Genomic DNA, 20306 nt, shown 5'->3' on the forward strand with positions numbered 1-20306 from the left:
GTTATTATGTTACAAAAAACAATGCTTGCAATTGCGATGGTCTTTTTGTCCTTTACAGGTGTCAAAGCGCAGGGCTTTGTTACCGTATGGAAATCAACAACGTGGTTAGATCAGGTTTGGTTGCCGGTTATTGGCACCAATTTAACGATCACCTGGACAGTGGAAGGTACTGCGCTTGGCGGCAGTATGTTTGTCGCAGAGTCCCATAGTTATGAGGTTGTTGATCTGGGTGAGGTGGGTACCAGTAGGAATGTTGTTGTAACAGTAACCGGTAACTTAAAGCGGTTTAAGGCCGATGAGGTCGGAAGTTCCAAAAGTTCGGAGTTGCGTGAAATACGGCAGTGGGGCGGTATCAGGTGGAATTCAATGGAATCTGCTTTCAGGGGTTGCTCCAATCTGCAACTGACCGCTACAGATGCGCCCGATCTTTCTGAGGTAAGCAGCATGGCTTATATGTTCCAGAATTGCCCTGTTTTTACCGGGCTCAGCAGCATGACTGGCTGGAACACTGAAAATGTAACCAACATGAATTACCTATTTGGTGGCTGCCCTGTGTTTAACGCGGATATCAGCGGCTGGAACACAGGCAATGTAGCATCCATGTCCGGCATGTTTGAAAATGCTGCTGCATTTGATGCGGATATCAGTGGGTGGGAAACAGGCAATGCGGTCTATATATCAGGGATGTTTAAAAACGCTAAGGCATTTAACCGAAACATTGGCGGCTGGAATACGGAAAAAGCAAGATGGATGACTGATATGTTTTCCGGCGCTACGGCATTTAATCAAAACCTTGGCAAATGGAATCTTTCCTCGGTTTGGGACATGACCGGTATGCTCTCCAACTCCGGCATGGATTGCGAAAACTACGACCGCACGCTGCACGGCTGGGCCACCGGCGGTACCGCACAGGACTACGTTCTCCTTGGTGCTGACGGGCGTATATATTCTGCTTCTTATGGAGTAGCTGCCAGGAGTACGCTTATCAGTACTTATGGATGGACCATTACCGGAGACAGCCCTGATCCCAACTGCAACACCACGCCGCTGCCTGTGGTTTTTGGCAGCCTGGAGGCTTATGTAAAAAACGGTTTGCTACACATCAACTGGTTTACCCAAAGCGAAACCAACAACAGCCATTTTATAATAGAAGGTTCTTCCGATGGAAAAACGTTTACCAAAATCGCGACTGTTGCTTCCAAAGCACCGGGCGGCAACTCCTCCGCGGAAATTCAATACGCTTTTGAAATGAAGCTGCCGGAAGCCCTGGGGCTGATGGGTATGGCATTGCTGGGTCTGATGCTTACCGGTATGCACCGTGGTAAATACCTGTATCATCTCGCCCTTGTTGCAGTACTGGGTTTCTGCGCCATTGCCTCCTGTAATAAAAATGAAATATCTGTACAAACGGATAAACCTGATAAAGCGTTCGTGCGTATTGTGCAGGTGGATATAGATGCAACAAAAACATATTCTAAAATAGTGAAGGTCATTAAAAGATAGGCTGTCGGTTACCGGATGTATAAAAATCAGTAAAAACCGATGACATCGCTGCTCTGCTTACGATAATAAGTACAAACGATATTATCACCATGCAAATAAAACATTTACAACGTTTCGTGCTAATAGCGCTGCTGTTGGGCGCCGGCTTTAGCCTGATGGCGCAAAACGATCCCTATGTTACCGTATGGAATACCGAAACAGGTGACCCGGGCAGTAAGGAAATTACTTTAAACATTATTGGTAGTAACCTTACCATTGATTGGGAGGAAGTAGGCAACGCCGCTAATCACGGTACCATCACCGGGGCAAACCCCGCCAACGGCTACCTTTTGGTCTTTCCTTCGGCGGGTAGGTATAAGGTAAGCGTGCACCCTGCAGGCCTTACCGGTTTGCGTAATAGCGGTTCTGCTAACGGCGTGAAGCTGATGACTGTAACGCAATGGGGTGATGCCACTTTTACCTCTTTAAATAGGGCGTTCAGCGACTGTAGGAATATGGAAATCACTGCCGGTGATGCACCCGTTCTTACCAATATCAATGCTTTCGGATTAAACGCAATGTTTTTCAATGCGGATGCTTTCACCGGGCAGCAAACACCTATGGAAAACTGGCAAACCGGCGCTATCACTGACATGAGCGATATGTTTTTAGGCGCTATCTTTTTTAATGGGAAAATAGGAGGCTGGGATGTAAGTAATGTTACCAATATGCTCAATATGTTTTCAGGGGCAGGAGCTTTTAACCAAAACATCAATAGCTGGGATGTAAGTAATGTAACCAACATGACCAATATGTTCAATCGCGCAGGCACATTCAACCAGCCGCTTGATAACTGGGCCAATAAGCTAGGAAAAGTTACTTCCATGACGGGAATGTTCCGGAGCGCTGAAAAGTTTAACCAGGACATCAGCAGCTGGAATGTGAGCAACGTATCAAGTTTTGTAGAAATGTTTAAGCTTGCCCTGGCGTTTAACCAGCCGCTGAACGCCTGGGGCGATGACCTGGAAAGTGCCCTTTATACACAGAGCATGTTTGAGGGAGCCCTGGCTTTTAACCAGCCTTTAAATAGCTGGAATGTGGGCAATATAACAAATCTCTATCGCATGTTTTTAAACGCTGCCGCCTTCAACCAGTCTCTTGCCAACTGGACATTTAATGCAAACGCTTTCCTGGAGCATATGCTCTATGGCACCGGCCTGTCCTGCTCCAACCTTTCCGCCACCCTACATGGCTGGGCCAATAACCCCAATACGCCCGATGGCAGACTGCTGTCGGACATATCAGGAAGCTATGGCCCTTTAGGACTGGCGGCCTACAATAAGCTTGTTAATGATAAAGGATGGACTATAAGCGGCGGCACTTATGATGAGAACTGCGACGAGTCCTCATTGCCTGTGCACTTTGGTCCGGTAGCTGCCATCCTGAAAAACAATGAATTGCTGGTAAGATGGTCTGCCTTATCCGAAACCAGCAACAATCATTTTAATATACAGGTATCCCGAGACGGCATCGACTTTACTACCATTGTAACTGTACCATCCAAAGCGCCCGGAGGAACCACCGACCAGGTTACTAATTATCAGCAAATCATACCATTGCCGATCAGTGTACTGTCTGGTATTACTATAGCATTCGCCGTGCTTGGCTTTGGTATTAAGAGAAAGAGCAGGCTGTACCTGCTTACTTCGGTGGTACTTTTTGTATGCACTCTTTTTGCTTGTTCACGGCAGGATATGGCAGGAATAGAAACAAATGAAAAGCTGTTTGTACGCATTGAACAGGTGGATATAGATGGTACTGCATCGTACTCAAAAACAGTGCAGGCGGTGAGGGAATAAGCCAATATGCTAATGAGCTGATATGATCTTCCCCAAAAATAAAAAACTGATGACCTTTTTTCTTCCTCTGCGATTTAAAATGGGGGACGGCAGTTCTTGTATACTTTCTAATATATAAAAAAACACAAGCAATGAAACAAATCACATTTGCTATACTATGTATGGCTTTGATAACTGCTGTACAGGCACAGGATTTTAACTTCGGCGTAACAGCGGGACCCAATCTAAGCACAGCAAAAATGAAAGGTGAGGGTGCTGAACAACCTAAATATGTTGCCAGCTTCCACATCGGGGTCTTTGCCGAATTGGAGCTGACCAACAAAATCAGCCTGCGGCCCGAGCTGAAATACCAGGCTCTGGGATATAAGTATACTGCTGATGAAAACGGGCCCGGGTTTCGAGAAAAAACCACCTACATTACACTACCGGTATTGGCAGAATATGGCATTACAGAAAAACTGAAAGCAGGCTTAGGTCCTTACTTATCAGCCAAGCTCAAAGCCCAATGGAAGTGGCTTCCATCCCCCGAAACAGAGGAGGTGTACGATGAAGAATTTTTTGATTATACTGATGCAGACAACGAAGAGTTCAAAAACCTTGATTATGGTATAAGTACGGGTGTCAGTTACCAGGTTTTGCCAAAGCTGGGTGCCAATTTGCGTTACAGCCACGGGTTATCCAATATTTTTAAAACAGAAGCCACGGATGGCTCAAAAGCCTATAACCGCTTTTTTTCGTTGGGGGTAAGCTATACGATTCCATTAAATAAAGGAAAGAAATAACCTTCCTGAGTTCCTCCGCTCAAAGAGGATAAAGCTATTATCATTCATCACAACAAAGATGCAGCAATTATGAGATCAATCAGCATACTATGCCTCCTGTCTGTACTATTGATAGCAGGCTGTAAAAAAGAAAGCGCTAAGAAAGCAGAAACGCAGCAAGAGAAAATTGAGGAAATCATCCCCGGAAAGTACCTCAATGTTCTCAAAGAAATGGGGATGCCCATCCACGCGGGCGCCACCCCACCCGACATCACCGGCATTTACCTTGCTAACCCGTGGCTGTTGCAGAAAACCAATATTGAGGGAGATTTTCCGCCCGGCTATCGCTATAATGACAACCGGTTCGGTTTTTCGGAGCAAAATGTGAATGATTTTTCGATACAGGCGGCCATAAGTGGAGGGGGAGCAGCCACTTATAGCGAGAAGGCCGTAATATCCGGCTCCGGCAATAATTTTACGGTGTATGTTATGACAACCGGTTCAAGCAGTATAAATTCAGGTGTATATGCCATCCTGTATTCCGGTACGCTGGAGGGTAATGCCATCAAAAGCCTTAAGGAGGCTTTTATCTGCGTGTACAACAGCAATAATGCTTCCCAGGTTATAAAGGAAGGAAATGCCCGCATCAAGTATGATGAGAATAATATTTCCGAACGCGTCAGCTCGCTGTACCCCTAAGCACTAACGTAACCTGCGATATGCAGGGAGATATAGAAATCCGGTCGGATGCAGACGGTGCATCGCAGGCGGAGTAACGCATTCAGAAATTCAATTAAAACATACAAATCATGAAAACGTTAAAGATCAATTTGACAGGTAAAATACCCACCAGCGTAGCATTGCTTTTGGCGGCTTTTGTTTCTCTTCTCATGCTAAGTTGCAGCAAATCCGGTGTTGAAAAGGAGGGTGAAGACGAAGGCGACACGGAAATAAGGTATACCATAGCATTGGATAACACGGCCGCCAAAAACGCGGGACTTACCATCACCTACGCTACAGGCAACGGCCCGGTAACAACCGATGCGCCCGGTTTTGGTCTCAGCACCACATCTGAAAGTGCCGGCAAAAACGTAAAAGTTTCAAAGCCATTTCCGGCCAGCCTATCGGTATCCGTACAAAATTCAGCAACGGCACAGGCGGATTTCAGGCTACAGATCCAGGTAAACAATGCGGTTAAAAAAGTTGTCGCCTTAAAAGTTCCTGCTCAAAGTACGCGAACCGGCAGCGTGGAGTACACTATAGCAGAATAAAAACAAACATTATGAAACATTATCTAAATTTCAGTACAGCAGCTTTGTTGAGCGTACTCCTGCTCAGCGCCTGCAAAAAAGAAAAGCAAGGCCCCGAAGAAGGCCCGCAGGGCCCAAAAATAACCCTTACCAAAGCTGCCGATGCTAAAAGCGGCTGGACATTGTACTTAGAAGCGGCCGAAGCCGACCAGGCAGGGATATGGGTAGACCTGAACAACAACGGAACCAGGGACAATGGTGAGGCTATCACCAAATTTGGCCGGGAGTATGCTAACCGGAACCTTTTTTCTTTGGGTGCGTCTAAAACCGTTGTCTTATATGGCCGGGTTACAGTATTTTATTGCCATGATGGTGAGTTAACGAAACTGGATGTATCCAAAAGTCCCGAGATGAAAGAATTGTATTGCATGGCTGGTGAGCTAACGGAGCTGGATGTATCAAAGAACATTGCTTTGGAAAAGCTGTCGTGCTACTCCAATCAGCTTATGGCGCTGAACCTGTCCGGTAACACACATATTAAGTATGCCGAAGTGTACAACAACCGTATTTCGGCTGCAAATATGACACAGCTAATCAGTAGCCTGCCTGCACGTATGCCGGCGGATGCTGCTGCATTGTATGTGCGGCAGGTAGCCGATAACAACAGCAGGCCTGCCGCAGCCGATATAGCCACTACCAAAGCCAAAAACTGGAAGCTATACGAATTTGTAGATGGTGCCGGCTGGACCGGATTGTAACAAAAGGACAGAACAGGTCATGTTTTTGTAAAATAGCTTATTTTTAGCGTCATCAATCATGCTATGAGTAAGCTGAACTTTACTGAAACTCCCGACAGTATTTATATTGAGGCGCTAAAGACCAATGACGAAAAGGCGTTAAAAGAGTTGTATGCTGCCAATTACCATAGGGTAGAAGATTATGTAATAAAAAACAGCGGCAGCACCGAACATGCCAAAGATATTTACCAGGAGGCTTTTACTGCCCTGTGGCGCAATGTACAGTTGGATAAGTTTACGCCTGCAAATGCGGGTTCCCTCAATCACTACCTTTTTACCATAGCGAAGAATAAATGGCTCGATCACCTGCGAACGGTAAAGGTTAAAAAAAATATAAAGCTTGATGATGATTACGGAGAACTGATGTCCATTGAGGAAACAGACGATGTTACTATAAAGCGGCTGACCCTGGTTAAAGAGAAATTTAAAGCGTTGGGGGATAACTGCCGCAACCTGCTGAAAAGGTTTTATTACGGCAGGGAGTCATTAAAAAGCATTGCAGCCGTTTTCAACTGGACAGAGGCCACGGCAAAGAATAATAAATACCGCTGCATTGAAAAGTTACGAAGCCTTCTAAAAAATTAAATCATGAACAACGAAAACAATATATCGCAGGAGGATCTGGCATTGATAGAACAATACCTGCACCTTCATCTGCCTGCAGCAGAACTGCTCAGTTTTGAGCAGCGGTTGTCTGCCGATGCGGGTTGGCGACAAAAGGTTGAAGAAGTGCGCTTGATGATGGTGGGTATACAGGAAGCTGTACTGCAGGATAAATTAGATCAGTTTCATAATGAAATAAATCCTGCAACGTTAAAAGCAGTAAGCGTTCAGAAAAGCAGCTGGAAAAAATGGATGGCAGCGGCTGCGGTTATCGTTATTGTTATTTTAGGTGGTTCACTGTTATTCCAATTCCCAGCGCATGAAAAACTCTTTGCTGCATATTACAAGCCTGACCCCGGCTTGCCAGTAGTGATGGGAGCAGAAGGTAAGAGCCATTATACTTTATATGATGGCATGATTGATTATAAGGAAGGAAATTATGCTAAAGCCATTGAAAAATGGAAAAGTATTGGTGATGGCCATACAGATACGCTCAGCTATTATATGGGCTTAGCCAATATGAGCGCAGGAAATATGGAACAGGCTGTTAAGTATCTTGATGATGTGCTTGGAAAAGAAGGCAGTGTCTATTGGCAAAAAGCAACCTGGTACCTCGCATTAATTTATATAAAGCAGGATAATAAAGAAGCTGCGGCAACCCTGCTCAAAAAAATAGAGGATATGCCGTTGGCAAAAGAGCTGTTAAGCCGTATGTCCCGTTAAGAGGCACTACATAAAGATATTCAGTTGGATGAAGAATTTACTGCTCATATTTTTAGCTGTATCCGGCTATATTACGGCCATTGGTCAATATACCGCCGGTGATTACGTAAAAGCAAAAATGGCGCTCCGGCAGAACAGGCTCGACAGCAGTATTTATTATATAAACAATGCCCGTCAATATTTTACCAGCCGTCAAAACTTCGACAGTCTTGCGCTGACCTTAGCTTTAGAAGCCCAGGTTATATGGGAGAAAGAAACACTTGCCAGCGCAATGGCAAAAGCATGCTCCTCTATACAAATTGTATTGGGAAGGCTTCCGGCTAAAAGCGCTGGCAGGGTGGCATTAAATGCTGTAACGGGTTGTCTGTATGCAAGCAAATATAAGTTCGATTCTGCCGCTATATACTACAAAAAAGCTTTACATGCCGCTGATACCATGCGCCCTCATCTTCCTTTGGTGATTCTGTATATGAACCTTTGCCAGATGGAAATGCTGAAGGAGCATATTGAAAAAGCGGATTATTACTATAACAAAGCATACAACACGCTGCAGTCTGTTGATCCCGCTGACGAAATAACATTGGCAGACCTGTTGATCTCCCGGACGCAATATTTTATCGTAGGAGGAATGTATAACCAGGCGCTGGAAACAGCATTGCAGGTGGAGCCGCTATTAAAAAAACATTACAGGCCTGATAATCCTAAGCTGGCAAAGAATTATGGCAATCTTTCCGCTATTTGTTATTACCTCAGCCGTTATGAGGAAGCCTTAGTGTACCGTCAGCAGGCACTGAATGTTTATCTGCGCAATGGCGTGCAGGACATCAGCAACAACGGTTCATTTTATGTTACCTATTATAATATGGGGCAATTATATTATTACCTCAATGAATATTCGCTTGCCACCAATTATTTAAGCAAAGCCCTGCATATCGGCGCTAATATTTACGGGCGGCAAAGCTTAGGCATGGTAAATATCCTGGTACAGTTTGGCTCGGCGCAGCAAAAGCTGAAAAGGTATGGCGAGGCAAAAAATTATTTTGAGGAAGCATACCACATTCAAAAAGAGTTAAATCCGAACGATTACTGGACATTGGGGTATATCGAATCTTTTTACGGCGATATGTTTGCCGATGGTAAAGAATATGACAGTGCTATTTATTATTATAATACATCTGTAGCAAATTACAGCAGGATCAACGAGGCGCAGTCTTATTATAGCCTGTACACCCGCGCATCTCTTGCCTGCGTATATGCGGAAACCGGCAACACGGCTATGGCCTTGCATATTCAAAAAGATGTGCTGCAAAAATTCCGTAAAAGCTTTCCCTTTTTAAAGCAGCCGGTTATTGAGTTTTTTAATGATATCGCTCAAAGCTATTTAAAAGCAAATAAGCTGGACAGCGCTATGCTATATGCAGACAGCAGCGTCTTATTTCAAACAGGATTGAAAAGTTTGCCCGATGACCCTGCCGGATGGTTGCCAAAGCTCCCTTTCTCCTTTAAAGTAAGTGAGCTGGTTAGAGTAAGGCTCAGCATTTTGTATGAAATGTATGAGCAGTCGAAGCAAAAAAAATACCTGCACAAGCTGCTGAACATCATAGCCGCTTACTCAGATCATATATCAGCAAATATTTATAAGCTCCGAACGCAGCAGTCCCTGGCAGAGCAATCAGAAATGAATAAAGCCATTTTTTCCATTGGCATTGATGCCTGCTGGGAGTTGGGCAATGATGATAAAAACGGGCAGCAATACCTCGAAAAAGCCTTTATGCTTTCCGAGCAGGGAAAGGCATTGCTGCTGCGGCTGGCCTTCAACAGCTTTATGATAGATGATGCTATGATGAATGATGATGCCATTGTAATGCGGGATATTGAGCTGAGAAAGCAGATCAGCAGCCTGAATGAGCAGCACCTGAATGCAGAAGCAGGCTCAGATTCTCTGCTCAGGCTGCTGACAACCTCCATTGAAATATACCGCTCATTTCAGGATAGTCTGAAAAAAACAGGAAACCCTTATTTCAACAAAAGATATGCAGTAGCAGCTTTTTCGTTGAAGGAAATAAGAAAGGAGCTTTTAGAAGATGATGCGACATTGATAGAATATGCGCTTACAGAACGTTACCTGTATAGCTTTGTTGTTACGAAAAACAGCTTCTATGCAAAGAGGGCCAATATCGGCTCTATCAGCACCGTTAAAGCGCTGCAAAATCCCCAGGCCCTTTCCGCAACTGCTTTCCGCGACAGCGCATATAAATTATATACTGATTTAATAAAACCTGTTGAAGCTTATTTTACATCCGGTAGATTAATTATTGTACCGGATGCAGACCTGTACTACCTGAATTTTGAAGCACTGGTTACCGAGACAGGGAATCATGACTTTACTTCTCTCCGGTACCTTATACATCAATATACCATATCGTATTTACTTTCGGCGAATGTTGCCGTTCAGTTGAAGCAGTTTGATCGAAAGGATAAAACAACGGATAAGGCGCTTTTGTTTGCACCTGTATTTACCGATGCGATGAAGCGGTTGTATCAAAAGCGGGCGAATGCCATACAGGGCGATTCCGCTTACCTGTATTTATTTCGCCAGCCCTTTGCATTGCAGGCTGCCCGCAACATCTATTCCCTTATGTCTGCTGATATGTTTATTGAGCAGCAGGCGCAGGAGTCAATCTTCAGGCAAAATTCATCCCGCTATAAAATATTGCATCTTGGCACACATGCGCATGTAAATGATATAGATCCTCTGCAGTCGCAGTTGTTTTTTGCAAAGCCGCTTCAGGCAACAACACCGGATAATGACGGGAACCTTTATGCGTATGAGATCTATTCAATGCAACTTAGGGCCGAGCTTGCCGTATTAACTGCCTGCGAAACAGGCACCGGTGCTGTTCACTCCGGGGAAGGTGTAATGTCACTGGCCTACAGCTTTATGTTTGCAGGCTGCCCAAGCGTGGTTATGAGCCTGTGGAAGATAGATGAAAAAACAAATGCGGACATTATCACCCGTTTTTATAAATATTTAAAAAAAGGTAACACTAAAAGTGAGGCTTTAAGGAAAGCCAAACTTGACTTTTTAAAAAGTAACTCTGTAGAACTGGCCAATCCTTTCTACTGGGCAGGGTTGTGTATAATTGGCGATGATCATCCTGTATATAGTAATAACAGTATTTACTATTGGCTGGCCGGGGCTGTGGCAATAATAATACTGCTTGCTGTTTTATTGAAAACCTTTGTTGCCCGGCGAAAAATAAGAAAATACAGTTGAAGTTTTTTATCTTACCCGCTCTGCCCGGGCTAATTCTCTTGCCTGAAAGAGTAAAAAGCTAACAGCACCGTTTAAAATAGGTACCGGCCTTTTAATAAAAAGTGCAAACGGTTGCGCATTAAAATCATCTTTTGGTATCAAAAAATTGATTAATATAGCCAAAATAAACCTGTTTACTGGGAACCCGTTACCTAAATCAGAGCGCCGTTTAACCTGGTTTTTAACGATTGCAAGGTTTAATGATTTAATAATCTGATTTGAATAAAATTTAAACAGGAATTGTTTTCTTTTGAAAACTGCAGGCGCTGAATATGGGGACAGATATTTAGCATAGGCTTAATACTATACTTTATGACGAAGTATTTTCAATATAGTGATGAGCATTTGATTCATTTGTTGCAGAGCGGTAACAGGGATGCTTTCAGTGAAATATATTCCCGGTACTCATCCCTGTTATATAATTATGCTTATAACATCTTAGAGAACGAAGATGAATGCATGGATGCAGTGCAGGATATATTTGTGTGGTTATGGATCAATCGTCAAAAACTGCAGGTTAGCTGTTTAAAGGCTTATCTGCTTGCTGCGGTAAAGTATAAACTGGTTAGAGTGATACGTACCAGTAAAAGAAGATCTGAGATTTTAAGCCGGAGAGCGGTTGTACCCGATGCTTTTATTGATGACAGCGTAGAGGTTAAAGAGCTGAAGGCGGTTATTAATGATTTTGTAAAAACATTGCCGCAGCGGGCCAGAGAAATTTATCTACTTAGCCGCGAGCAGCAACTAAGCAATAAGGAAATAGCAGTACAGCTGGGTATTACCGAAAAAACTGTAGAAAATCAAATGACCCTTACCCTTAAAAAGTTAAAGCTCCATTTGGGTAAAATGTCTTTCTGGTCCGTCTTTTTATAAAAAACTTCTATTCTCTTTTGGGGGGTAAGCTATTCTCATGTACCTGATATATTAAGAGGGTTAATACAGGCCTGACTTTTTATATCATGTTAAATGAGAAAGACCTTATAGAAATTCTTAAACGTATACAGCAGAATGTTGCTACGGAAGAGGATATCCGTACTTATAATAGCTGGTGCAATTCCTTCCAGAAACAGGAAGACCAGGAAGCTTCAACAACATTTGAAGCCAAAAAGGCCGAGCTTTTAGAGCAGATAAACAGGGAGATAGATAAAAAATCGAACCGGGCATACCGGTTTATGAGTGTAGCGGCAGCCGTTCTGGCACTGGTTGTTCTCACAACATTTTTATACCGGTATAATAAGCCGGGAGTAGAAAATCCTCCTGCTTTCGCATCAAATAATATCAATGATGTGGCTCCGGGAACAAATATGGCCACCTTACTATTGGCCGATGGTCAGAAGATCGAACTATCCTCACAGCACAGGGACTGGATCACTACCCGGGATGGTGTAGATATTATACAGTCTGCAGACAGTATTGTTACCTTTAAAGAAACAGCAGCTACGGTATCGCAAACAGGCGGCTCATTACCATACAATTCTTTGATCACCGGTAAAGCCCAAAAATTCCAGATACTATTGCCCGATGGTTCAAAGGTTTGGCTAAACGCCGCCACTACCATAAAGTTCCCAACAAGTTTTGCAGGCCTTTCGCAGAGAAGAATAGAGCTGGAAGGAGAGGCTTATTTTGAGGTTGCTAAAAATCCATCCAAACCATTTATAGTTGTTACAAAGGAGCAGGAAATAAAGGTATTGGGAACGCATTTCAATGTAAAATGTTATGCAGATAAGAAAGGCACCATTACTACTTTGTTAGAAGGTTCCGTTAAGGTGAACAATAAGCATACTTTAAAACCAGGGGAACAGGCTGAATCAGATATGAAAGGTGCCGTTCATATTTCAAAAGTAAATGCAGTTGCAGAAGCCGCCTGGCAAAAGGGCTATTTTGAATTTAACGATGAAGATGTGTATGAAGTAATGAACGAGTTATCGCGCTGGTACAACGTAGAAATTATTTATGAAGGAGAAATTCCCCTCGAAAAAATGCAGGGCTCTATTTCCCGCTTTCAGAATATTTCCGGCGTATTGGCTGTGTTAGAGGCTACAGGGGTTTTCAAATTCAAAGTTGAAGGCAATAAAGTATATGTGCACGAAGCTCCTTTGTAAGAGGCGTAAGCAGCAACGATAAAATCAGGGTACAATTATGGGAAATACTATGAATCAATTTTATATAAAGTAACAGCTTGGCAAAAGCAATGGGTACATAAAGAAATTTTCTCAAAACAAAATCATTTTCAGCGCTCAATGGCCTTAAGCCTCTATCTGTAAGGAGAGGGGTTGAGGGAGCCGCTTTCTATAAAAAAAACAATAAGTCTGAAAAATAATTAAAACACACTGCCATGGAAATCTTTTACGCTTATTCATTTAAACCAAAAATCAGTAGCATGAATTTCAGGAAGAGAACTGTCCGGGAACAGCAAGCAGGTCGCCATTACTATCTGTACCTAAAAAAAATGCTTTCTGTTCTGTTATTAATTTGCTTTTTGCAGGTAAATGCAGGAACCAATGCGCAGCGATTAACGCTGGTAACAAAAAATACACCGTTTGAGCGGGTTATGGAAGATATTAAAACCCAGACCGGCTACAACTTTTTTTATGTGAGGTCACACCTGAAAGATGTAAAGCCTGTAACTTTTTCTGTTACCAATGCGTCCTTACAGGAAGTGCTGGAGCTGCTGTGCAAAGAGCAGCCCGTGACCTTTGAAATTAAAGACCGTGTAATTATTATAAAAAAGCGAAACGCTGCTGAGGCGCAGGTTTATGCCCTGCCCCCGGTAACGGGCCTAGTAACGGATGAAGCGGGAAACCCGCTGGCCGGTGTAAGCATTAAAATAAAAGGCACCAGCATCGGCGTAAGCACTGCTGAAGACGGCCGCTTTTCAATTGATGTCCCGGAGAACAGCATTCTTGAAATCTCCTATGTTGGTTACATCACGCAGGAAATAAAAGCAGGAGTTGGTAGTAATCTGAATATAAAATTACTGCCTGGCGATAAGAACCTTGATGAAGTAGTGATTGTGGGATTTGGCGTTCAGAAAAAAGTGAACCTGACCGGTGCCGTGGACATGATCACTTCCAAACAGTTGGAAAGCCGGCCTATTGCCAATTTGGGTTCCGGTTTGCAGGGATTGATCCCTAACCTGAACATTACTACCTCCAATGGCCGGGCTACCACTAATCCTAATTTCAATATACGGGGCTTTACCTCGATTAATGGCGGCGATCCGCTGATTGTTGTAGACGGGGTACCTTATTCTATGTCTGAAGTGGCGCGTATTAATCCTAATGACGTGGAAACCGTTTCTGTATTAAAAGATGCGGCAGCAGCAGCTATTTACGGTGCGCGCGCCTCATTTGGCGTGGTGCTCATCACTACTAAAAAAGCCAAAGGGAACAAGCTGAATGTAGCATTCAATGCGATGGTTGGTTCCCGCACTATTGGTAAACTGCCCGAGTTTATTACAGACCCTTACGAAGTAATGGTCATCAAAAACGAAGCGGGCAAACCACTATATAATAATTACCCCGAGTCTGACCGGGGTTATGCCAAACAGCGTTCGGAAGATCCTTCCCTGCCGGCTGTAACAATTTCTACAGATGGCAAAAACCGGTGGGTGTACACCGGTACTACCGACTGGTTAAGTGAGGCATATAATAAATCGGCTCCCACTTATAATGCTAATCTCAGCATTTCCAAACGTGCAGAAAAGCTGAGCTACTATTTTTCAGGCGACTATTACCAGCAGGATGGGCTGCTTAAGTATGGTAACGATGTGTACAAACGTTATAATATGAGGGGTAAAGTAGATTTTGATGTTACCGACTGGTTAACGTTTTCTAATAACACACAGCTTACCAGCACCGATTATGAGGCGCCGGTTTTCCTGGATGGCGACTTTTTCTGGAACGTAAACCGCACCAATTCATTAGATGTGCCCAGGAATCCTGACGGAACCTGGACGCGCGCAGCTGCCCAGGTGCTTGGCGCGCTGCAGGAGGGCGGCAGGCGCAGGGATAAGCTCAACGAGTATATAACCACTTTCTCTGCAAAGGCAGGGCTGGTAAAAGACGTTTGGGATCTGAGTGCTGATGTTACTTTCAGGCGTGGTTCGGGAGGCGTCCGCTCTTATGATGTACCTGTAGCTTATAAAATAGGGCCCAACGATCCGCTTGAATATACGTTTGCCAATACCTGGGCAAGAAATGAAAATACCACCACAACCTATAATGTGTTCAATATTTATACAGATTTCCATAAAAATTTTGGAGATCATTACCTGCAGGCGCTGGTAGGGTTTAACCAGGAGTATTATAATTCAAACTACTTCTGGAACAGGCGCGATGGCCTGATCTCTACTTCTTTGCCATCTCCGGGAACAGCTACCGGTAATATTACGGGTAGCGAAAGCATCAGCGACTGGGCTGTTCGGGGCGTATTTTCAAGGCTGGCTTACAATTTCAGGGAGAAATACCTGCTAGAGCTGAACAGCCGTTACGATGGATCTTCCCGGTTTCCGGATGGAAGCAGGTGGGGCTTCTTCCCTTCTGCTTCCGCAGGTTGGGTGCTTTCACAGGAAAGCTTTTTTGAACCGGTAAAAGAGGCCATTGCATTAAACCTCTTCAAGATCAGGGCTTCTTATGGTACTTTGGGTAATCAGTCGTCAGTAGGTAATTATGCCTATATACCTACTATGAGCAACGGTCAGGTAGGCTATATCCTGGGTACAACAAGGCCTCAGGCGGTATATGCGCCAGGTTCGGTTTCAGACAATTTTGGCTGGGAGAATATAGCTACGGTAAACTTTGGTGTAGACCTTGCTTTTTTAAACAACAGGCTGGCTGTTAATTTTGATAAATATACCCGTTATACGAACGACATGCTGATCCCGGGTAAACAACTCCCCGCAGTCTTTGGTGCTTCTGTACCAACAGAAAACGCCGGCGACCTCAAAACCAAGGGATGGGAGCTGCGCCTGAACTGGAGAGATAACGGAGCGTTGGCAGGATCTCCTTTCTGGTATAACCTGGCCTTTACGCTGGCTGATAACCGCACCTGGATCACCCGTTATGACAATCCTACAAAATCGCTTGGAAATAACTGGGACAGGTATTATGTAGGCCGGGAAATTGGAGAAATATGGGGCGCTGATATTATTGGTGTTTTTAAAGATGAAGCTGATATCGCCAATTCTCCTAATCAGACGGCTATGGGCACAGACGATCAGTCTTATAAATTTTATCCCGGCGATCCCAAGTTTGCCGATCTTAATAATGATGGTAAAGTGGACATGGGTAAAAAAACAGTGGATGACCCGGGGGATATGCATATCATTGGCAACAGCTCTTCCCGCTTTCCTTACAGTGCCGACCTTTCTGCCGGATGGAAAGGAGTGGATCTGCGCATCTTCCTGCAAGGGATTGGCAAAAGGGACTGGTATCCCGGCGCTTCCAATATTTATTTCTGGGGTGTATTTGCACAGCCCTGGACCAACCCCACTGTTCAGAACGCAGATTACTGGACGCCGGACAACCCGGATGCATATTTCCCGGCAGTACGAGCTTATTCGGCCGAAGATAGTTACCAGCAACTGGGCATTCCCAACAAGCGCTACCTGCAGAACGGGGCCTATATGCGCATAAAGAATGTAACAGTCGGGTACACTTTACCACAACCTGTATTGCAAAAGCTGAGGTTAAGCAAACTGCGTTTTTATTTCAGCGCGGAAAATATTTTTGAGATATCGCATATCAAAGTAAAGCTGGATCCGGAGTCGTTGGGCGGCGGTAACCGGCCCCAGGCATCGTATCCCTTCCAGCGGACCTATACTTTTGGCTTAAACCTGAATCTTTAATACAGTAAATTTTTGACAATGAAATGTAGCATGAGAAAAAATCATTTTCATACCCAACGGAATGGAAATATTCTTTCTGCGAAATTCCATGTGACTAAAATCAATAAAAACACACACATGAAACGAATTAATTATATTTTATTAGCGGTTGTGCTGCTCGGCGTTTCCTGTAAAAAAGATTTTTTACAGCGAAATCCACAAACGGCCATAACCAAAGAAGTATTTTTTAATACGCCCAAAGACCTGGAAACCTATACCAATGGGTTATATGGCCAGTTAAGGGCAAGATATGAAGATCTTTTTTCTGATAATATCTCCATTAATACAGGTGGCTCAGAAGCGGATAACCTCATCAGGGGCGCTCTCAATCCGGGTAATGTAGGCGGCTGGAGCTGGGGCAACCTGCGCAGTATTAATTTTATGCTGGATAATGCCGGCAAAGCTACCGGCGACCAGGCAGTTATCAATCACTATATAGGCGTGGCACGCTTTTTCAGAGCAAATTTTTACTACAATATGGTAAAACGCTACGGCGATGTGCCCTGGTATTCGCATGTAATAGGCACAAATGACGAGGATATGCTATATAAAGCCAAAGACCCCCGTACTATGGTAGTAGATTCCATTATGGCCGATCTTGAATTTGCAGCGGCTAATGTACAGTCTGCCCTTACCAATAATACTTATATCACAAAATGGGGGGCCTTAACCCTGCTGGCGAGAATTGCGCTGCACGAGGGTACTTACCGTAAATATCATACCGAGCTGAACCTGCAGGCATCTGCCCAAACATTTTTACAGCGCGCAGCAACAGCTTCGCAGGAAATTATGACCAATGGCGGTTTTGAAATAACGGGCAGCGGCATTGCTGCTTTCCAGGCACTTTTTTCCAGTGAGGGGTCACCGGGCCTTTCGTCTAATAAGGAAGTCATTTTTCTTCAAAAGGGTAGTAAAGACCTGGGTGTTACTAATAACAGCAGTACAGTATTTGACTGGCAATGGGCTTTAAGCTCCAGCTTGGCAGATGAGTTCTTAATGAAGGATGGTACACCATTCACTTCCCAGGCAAACTACGATAAAAAGGGTTTTGTGGATATGTTTGCTGATCGCGACCCGCGTTTGGGAGAAACCATTATGCCACCCGGGTTCAAAAAATTACCTACCGATAATCCTTACAGAACCCGTCCTAATTTTGGCGGACTACTACAGCTAAAGTTCTATCCACGTTACCCATCTGTTCCAAGTTATGATCTTAATTATACGGATCTGCCTATATTCCGTTTTGCGGAAGTACTGCTGATCAATGCAGAAGCTAAAGCAGAATTGGGCACGCTTACCCAGGGTGATATAGATGCAACCATCAACAAAATACGCGGCCGCGTAGGAATGCCTGCGCTGGTTATGGCAACAGCAAACGCAAATCCTGACGCTTATCTTGCCGCCAAATACCCGCTGGTTACAGGAGCGAATAAAGGTGTGATACTGGAAATACGCCGTGAGCGCAGGGTAGAGCTGGCCTGCGAAGGACGGCGTTTTGATGACCTGTATCGCTGGAAAGCAGGTTCGCTTTTAGCGCAAAATACCAGTGGTATGTATGTGCCTGCCCTGGGCGCGCTGGATGTGACCGGCGATGGCGTAGTGGATATAGCCATCCTGAGATCAGAAGACGATGAGAGCCCGATTGCAGGGCTGCCGGAAAGCGTAAGAAACAGTATTGCCAAATACTATATTTCCGATGGTACGTTCTATTTGTCCAACGAAACATCGGGCCGGGTAGTGTTTGTGTATGACCAAAAAAATCCCAGGAGCTTTGTTGAGCCCAAATATTATTATTTCCCGATACCGGTAGAACAGACTGTATTGAACCCCAAACTTACACAGCCGGATGGCTGGCAATAAATAATTGCAAACCGAAAGGGAATTAGCTTCTTAATATGGGTATAAAAATTTGTTGGTCAATAAGGATAGAATACCTTTTTATTTAATTATTTAAATTTTTTATCATGAAAAAGTTAAAACAAATTACAGTATTGTCGCTCATAATAATGAGTTGTTTGCTTATTAGTTGGCAAAAAGGTGAAAAAATCAAAAATTTTGCCTGCCCTGAAACAAGATCAGTAACAAATGGAATGGCCACAAGTATTAATAATGTGCTGCAAAACAACCAAATATCAGTTAATATTTCAGTAAGTGATCTTGGGGACAAACCTTTACAAATACAATTTACCCCGGTAAGCGGAGGAAGTTATACGTCAGTTATTTGCTTTTCTTCAACAAGCTTCACTGTCCCAACAGGTATTTATGATATCAAATTCTCTATTCCTGCGAGCGGAGTTCAACTACATCAGATTGACATCCCAGGATATAGCCCCATTTGGATACAACCGTTTCCAGACAATCCTGCAGTTCGTGGCGCGATTTTACCAAGTTACTCCATTTCAAGTAACATAACTATAAACATTAGTTAAGGTAACCATAAGAACATATTACCAGGGGACAAAAAATATTATTCGTTGGATACTATGTTTACCTTGTTTAGTACCACGATTAGCGATGGCAATATTTATAATATTGCGATTAGTAGACTCAACAACTATCTATAGTAATAGTATATTTTCTAAATACATGGGACAACCTGTATTGAACGACAAACTTGTATTATCTGCCGGCCAGCAATAAAAAATCGCTGGCCAAAGAAAAAGCTTTTCATTGTGAAAGGCTTTTTCTTTTTAAAAAATAAACAAATGAAGCGAAACGATTTTCTTAAAAGTATCTCATTAACCACAGGCGCTCTGGCGCTTACAGGAACAGCTACGGCTGCTAAACCGGATAAAAAAAGGCCTGTACTTACCATTGCCCATATAACGGATGTGCATATCAGGCCGGACGAAAATGTTCCGGCCAGGTATATGAAATGCCTCGAAGAAATTAAAAAAAGAAAAGTAGATTTTTTTCTGAATGGCGGCGACAGCATCCATGCTGCGGATTATAAAGATATCACACGTGAACGCGTGCTGGAGCAATGGAAATGCTGGGACGAATGTATGCAAACCTTAAAAGGATATGAGGTGTACAGTTGTGTGGGCAACCATGATAACTGGTGGGCAGCGCCATCAAAAAGCGATGAAATGTATGGTGTGCATTATGCTGCTAAAAGAGCCGGTATGCCGCACCGCTATTACAGTTTCTCAAAAAAGAACTGGCATTTTATAATTCTCGATGGTAATAATGATGGCATCTCATTGGACAAAGAGCAAATGGAATGGCTGAAAAAAGAGCTGGAGCAGGTGCCTGCCGGTAATTATGTATTGCTTATGTCGCATTTTCCTATACTTACGGTAACTAATACCTGGGAAGGCGGTCAGCATAAAGATCATAAGGAGCTAAAGCAATTATTTTATCAGTATAAAGATAAAGTGCGCGTTTGCCTGAGCGGCCACCAGCATTTGCTGGACCGTGCATGGTACAATGATGTTCATTATTTCTGTAACGGGGCTATGAGCGGTTTCTGGTGGGGAAAAGGCAATGAGAAATCTGCACAGCCCTATTATTACCAGGAAACGCCACCGGGTTATGCCATCATTAAATTGTACGAAAATGGAGCAGTAGAAAATGAATATATCGTTCACCAGTATTATTAGTTTGCATTGATTTTCGCTCTGGCTGT

At 43.7% G+C, this 20306-nt stretch carries 15 protein-coding genes; all 15 read left to right on the plus strand.

Annotated features, from left to right (window positions below):
- The first annotated feature begins 6 nt into the window (after positions 1 to 6).
- The 15 genes from ACYVBM_RS08830 to ACYVBM_RS08900 all read left to right on the plus strand — a co-directional run bounded on the left by ACYVBM_RS08830 (position 7) and on the right by ACYVBM_RS08900 (position 20280).
- Positions 7 to 1503, plus strand: a complete 1497-nt coding sequence (locus ACYVBM_RS08830; RefSeq protein WP_460685279.1) for a BspA family leucine-rich repeat surface protein — start codon at positions 7 to 9, stop codon at positions 1501 to 1503.
- Between the two features lie 89 nt (positions 1504 to 1592).
- On the plus strand, positions 1593 to 3341 hold the full coding sequence (locus ACYVBM_RS08835) for a BspA family leucine-rich repeat surface protein (protein WP_460685280.1): 1749 nt from the start codon (positions 1593 to 1595) through the stop codon (positions 3339 to 3341).
- A 131-nt stretch (positions 3342 to 3472) separates the two neighbouring features.
- On the plus strand, positions 3473 to 4123 hold the full coding sequence (locus ACYVBM_RS08840) for a porin family protein (RefSeq protein ID WP_460685281.1): 651 nt from the start codon (positions 3473 to 3475) through the stop codon (positions 4121 to 4123).
- A gap of 69 nt (positions 4124 to 4192) precedes the next feature.
- The gene (locus ACYVBM_RS08845) at positions 4193 to 4801 is read left to right on the plus strand and encodes a hypothetical protein (RefSeq protein ID WP_460685282.1); all 609 of its coding nucleotides are present in this window, start codon (positions 4193 to 4195) and stop codon (positions 4799 to 4801) included.
- A 110-nt stretch (positions 4802 to 4911) separates the two neighbouring features.
- Positions 4912 to 5373: a hypothetical protein gene (locus ACYVBM_RS08850; protein WP_460685283.1), complete on the plus strand. Its 462-nt coding sequence runs from the start codon at positions 4912 to 4914 to the stop codon at positions 5371 to 5373.
- Positions 5374 to 5384: 11 nt separating this feature from the next.
- Positions 5385 to 6110, plus strand: a complete 726-nt coding sequence (locus ACYVBM_RS08855) for a hypothetical protein (protein WP_460685284.1) — start codon at positions 5385 to 5387, stop codon at positions 6108 to 6110.
- A gap of 63 nt (positions 6111 to 6173) precedes the next feature.
- Complete coding sequence (locus ACYVBM_RS08860; RefSeq protein WP_460685285.1) at positions 6174 to 6734, plus strand: RNA polymerase sigma factor; 561 nt, start codon at positions 6174 to 6176, stop codon at positions 6732 to 6734.
- A 3-nt stretch (positions 6735 to 6737) separates the two neighbouring features.
- Positions 6738 to 7475: a tetratricopeptide repeat protein gene (locus tag ACYVBM_RS08865; protein ID WP_460685286.1), complete on the plus strand. Its 738-nt coding sequence runs from the start codon at positions 6738 to 6740 to the stop codon at positions 7473 to 7475.
- 28 nt (positions 7476 to 7503) lie between these two features.
- Positions 7504 to 10752, plus strand: coding sequence for a CHAT domain-containing protein (locus tag ACYVBM_RS08870; protein ID WP_460685287.1), 3249 nt, complete (start codon positions 7504 to 7506; stop codon positions 10750 to 10752).
- Positions 10753 to 11103: 351 nt separating this feature from the next.
- Positions 11104 to 11664, plus strand: a complete 561-nt coding sequence (locus ACYVBM_RS08875) for an RNA polymerase sigma factor (RefSeq protein ID WP_460685288.1) — start codon at positions 11104 to 11106, stop codon at positions 11662 to 11664.
- An 86-nt stretch (positions 11665 to 11750) separates the two neighbouring features.
- Positions 11751 to 12893 (plus strand): FecR family protein, encoded by a 1143-nt coding sequence (locus ACYVBM_RS08880; RefSeq protein ID WP_460685289.1) that lies wholly within the window; start codon positions 11751 to 11753, stop codon positions 12891 to 12893.
- Positions 12894 to 13171: 278 nt separating this feature from the next.
- Entirely contained in the window at positions 13172 to 16639 is a 3468-nt protein-coding gene (locus tag ACYVBM_RS08885; protein ID WP_460685290.1) for a SusC/RagA family TonB-linked outer membrane protein, read from the plus strand.
- Positions 16640 to 16756: 117 nt separating this feature from the next.
- Positions 16757 to 18538 carry a RagB/SusD family nutrient uptake outer membrane protein gene (locus ACYVBM_RS08890; RefSeq protein WP_460685291.1) on the plus strand — a complete coding sequence of 594 codons (1782 nt, stop codon included), beginning with the start codon at positions 16757 to 16759 and terminating at the stop codon, positions 18536 to 18538.
- Positions 18539 to 18642: 104 nt separating this feature from the next.
- Positions 18643 to 19107, plus strand: a complete 465-nt coding sequence (locus ACYVBM_RS08895) for a hypothetical protein (protein WP_460685292.1) — start codon at positions 18643 to 18645, stop codon at positions 19105 to 19107.
- A 276-nt stretch (positions 19108 to 19383) separates the two neighbouring features.
- Positions 19384 to 20280, plus strand: coding sequence for a metallophosphoesterase family protein (locus ACYVBM_RS08900; RefSeq protein ID WP_460685293.1), 897 nt, complete (start codon positions 19384 to 19386; stop codon positions 20278 to 20280).
- Positions 20281 to 20306 lie beyond the last annotated feature (26 nt).

It is taken from the genome of Niabella aquatica (assembly GCF_054779315.1).

Coding starts and splice junctions, on each gene's coding strand:
- ACYVBM_RS08830 (WP_460685279.1), top strand. CDS start 7: ATGTTACAAAAAACAATGCTTGCAATTGCGATGGTCTTTTTGTCCTTT.
- ACYVBM_RS08835 (WP_460685280.1), top strand. CDS start 1,593: ATGCAAATAAAACATTTACAACGTTTCGTGCTAATAGCGCTGCTGTTG.
- ACYVBM_RS08840 (WP_460685281.1), top strand. CDS start 3,473: ATGAAACAAATCACATTTGCTATACTATGTATGGCTTTGATAACTGCT.
- ACYVBM_RS08845 (WP_460685282.1), top strand. CDS start 4,193: ATGAGATCAATCAGCATACTATGCCTCCTGTCTGTACTATTGATAGCA.
- ACYVBM_RS08850 (WP_460685283.1), top strand. CDS start 4,912: ATGAAAACGTTAAAGATCAATTTGACAGGTAAAATACCCACCAGCGTA.
- ACYVBM_RS08855 (WP_460685284.1), top strand. CDS start 5,385: ATGAAACATTATCTAAATTTCAGTACAGCAGCTTTGTTGAGCGTACTC.
- ACYVBM_RS08860 (WP_460685285.1), top strand. CDS start 6,174: ATGAGTAAGCTGAACTTTACTGAAACTCCCGACAGTATTTATATTGAG.
- ACYVBM_RS08865 (WP_460685286.1), top strand. CDS start 6,738: ATGAACAACGAAAACAATATATCGCAGGAGGATCTGGCATTGATAGAA.
- ACYVBM_RS08870 (WP_460685287.1), top strand. CDS start 7,504: ATGAAGAATTTACTGCTCATATTTTTAGCTGTATCCGGCTATATTACG.
- ACYVBM_RS08875 (WP_460685288.1), top strand. CDS start 11,104: ATGACGAAGTATTTTCAATATAGTGATGAGCATTTGATTCATTTGTTG.
- ACYVBM_RS08880 (WP_460685289.1), top strand. CDS start 11,751: ATGTTAAATGAGAAAGACCTTATAGAAATTCTTAAACGTATACAGCAG.
- ACYVBM_RS08885 (WP_460685290.1), top strand. CDS start 13,172: ATGAATTTCAGGAAGAGAACTGTCCGGGAACAGCAAGCAGGTCGCCAT.
- ACYVBM_RS08890 (WP_460685291.1), top strand. CDS start 16,757: ATGAAACGAATTAATTATATTTTATTAGCGGTTGTGCTGCTCGGCGTT.
- ACYVBM_RS08895 (WP_460685292.1), top strand. CDS start 18,643: ATGAAAAAGTTAAAACAAATTACAGTATTGTCGCTCATAATAATGAGT.
- ACYVBM_RS08900 (WP_460685293.1), top strand. CDS start 19,384: ATGAAGCGAAACGATTTTCTTAAAAGTATCTCATTAACCACAGGCGCT.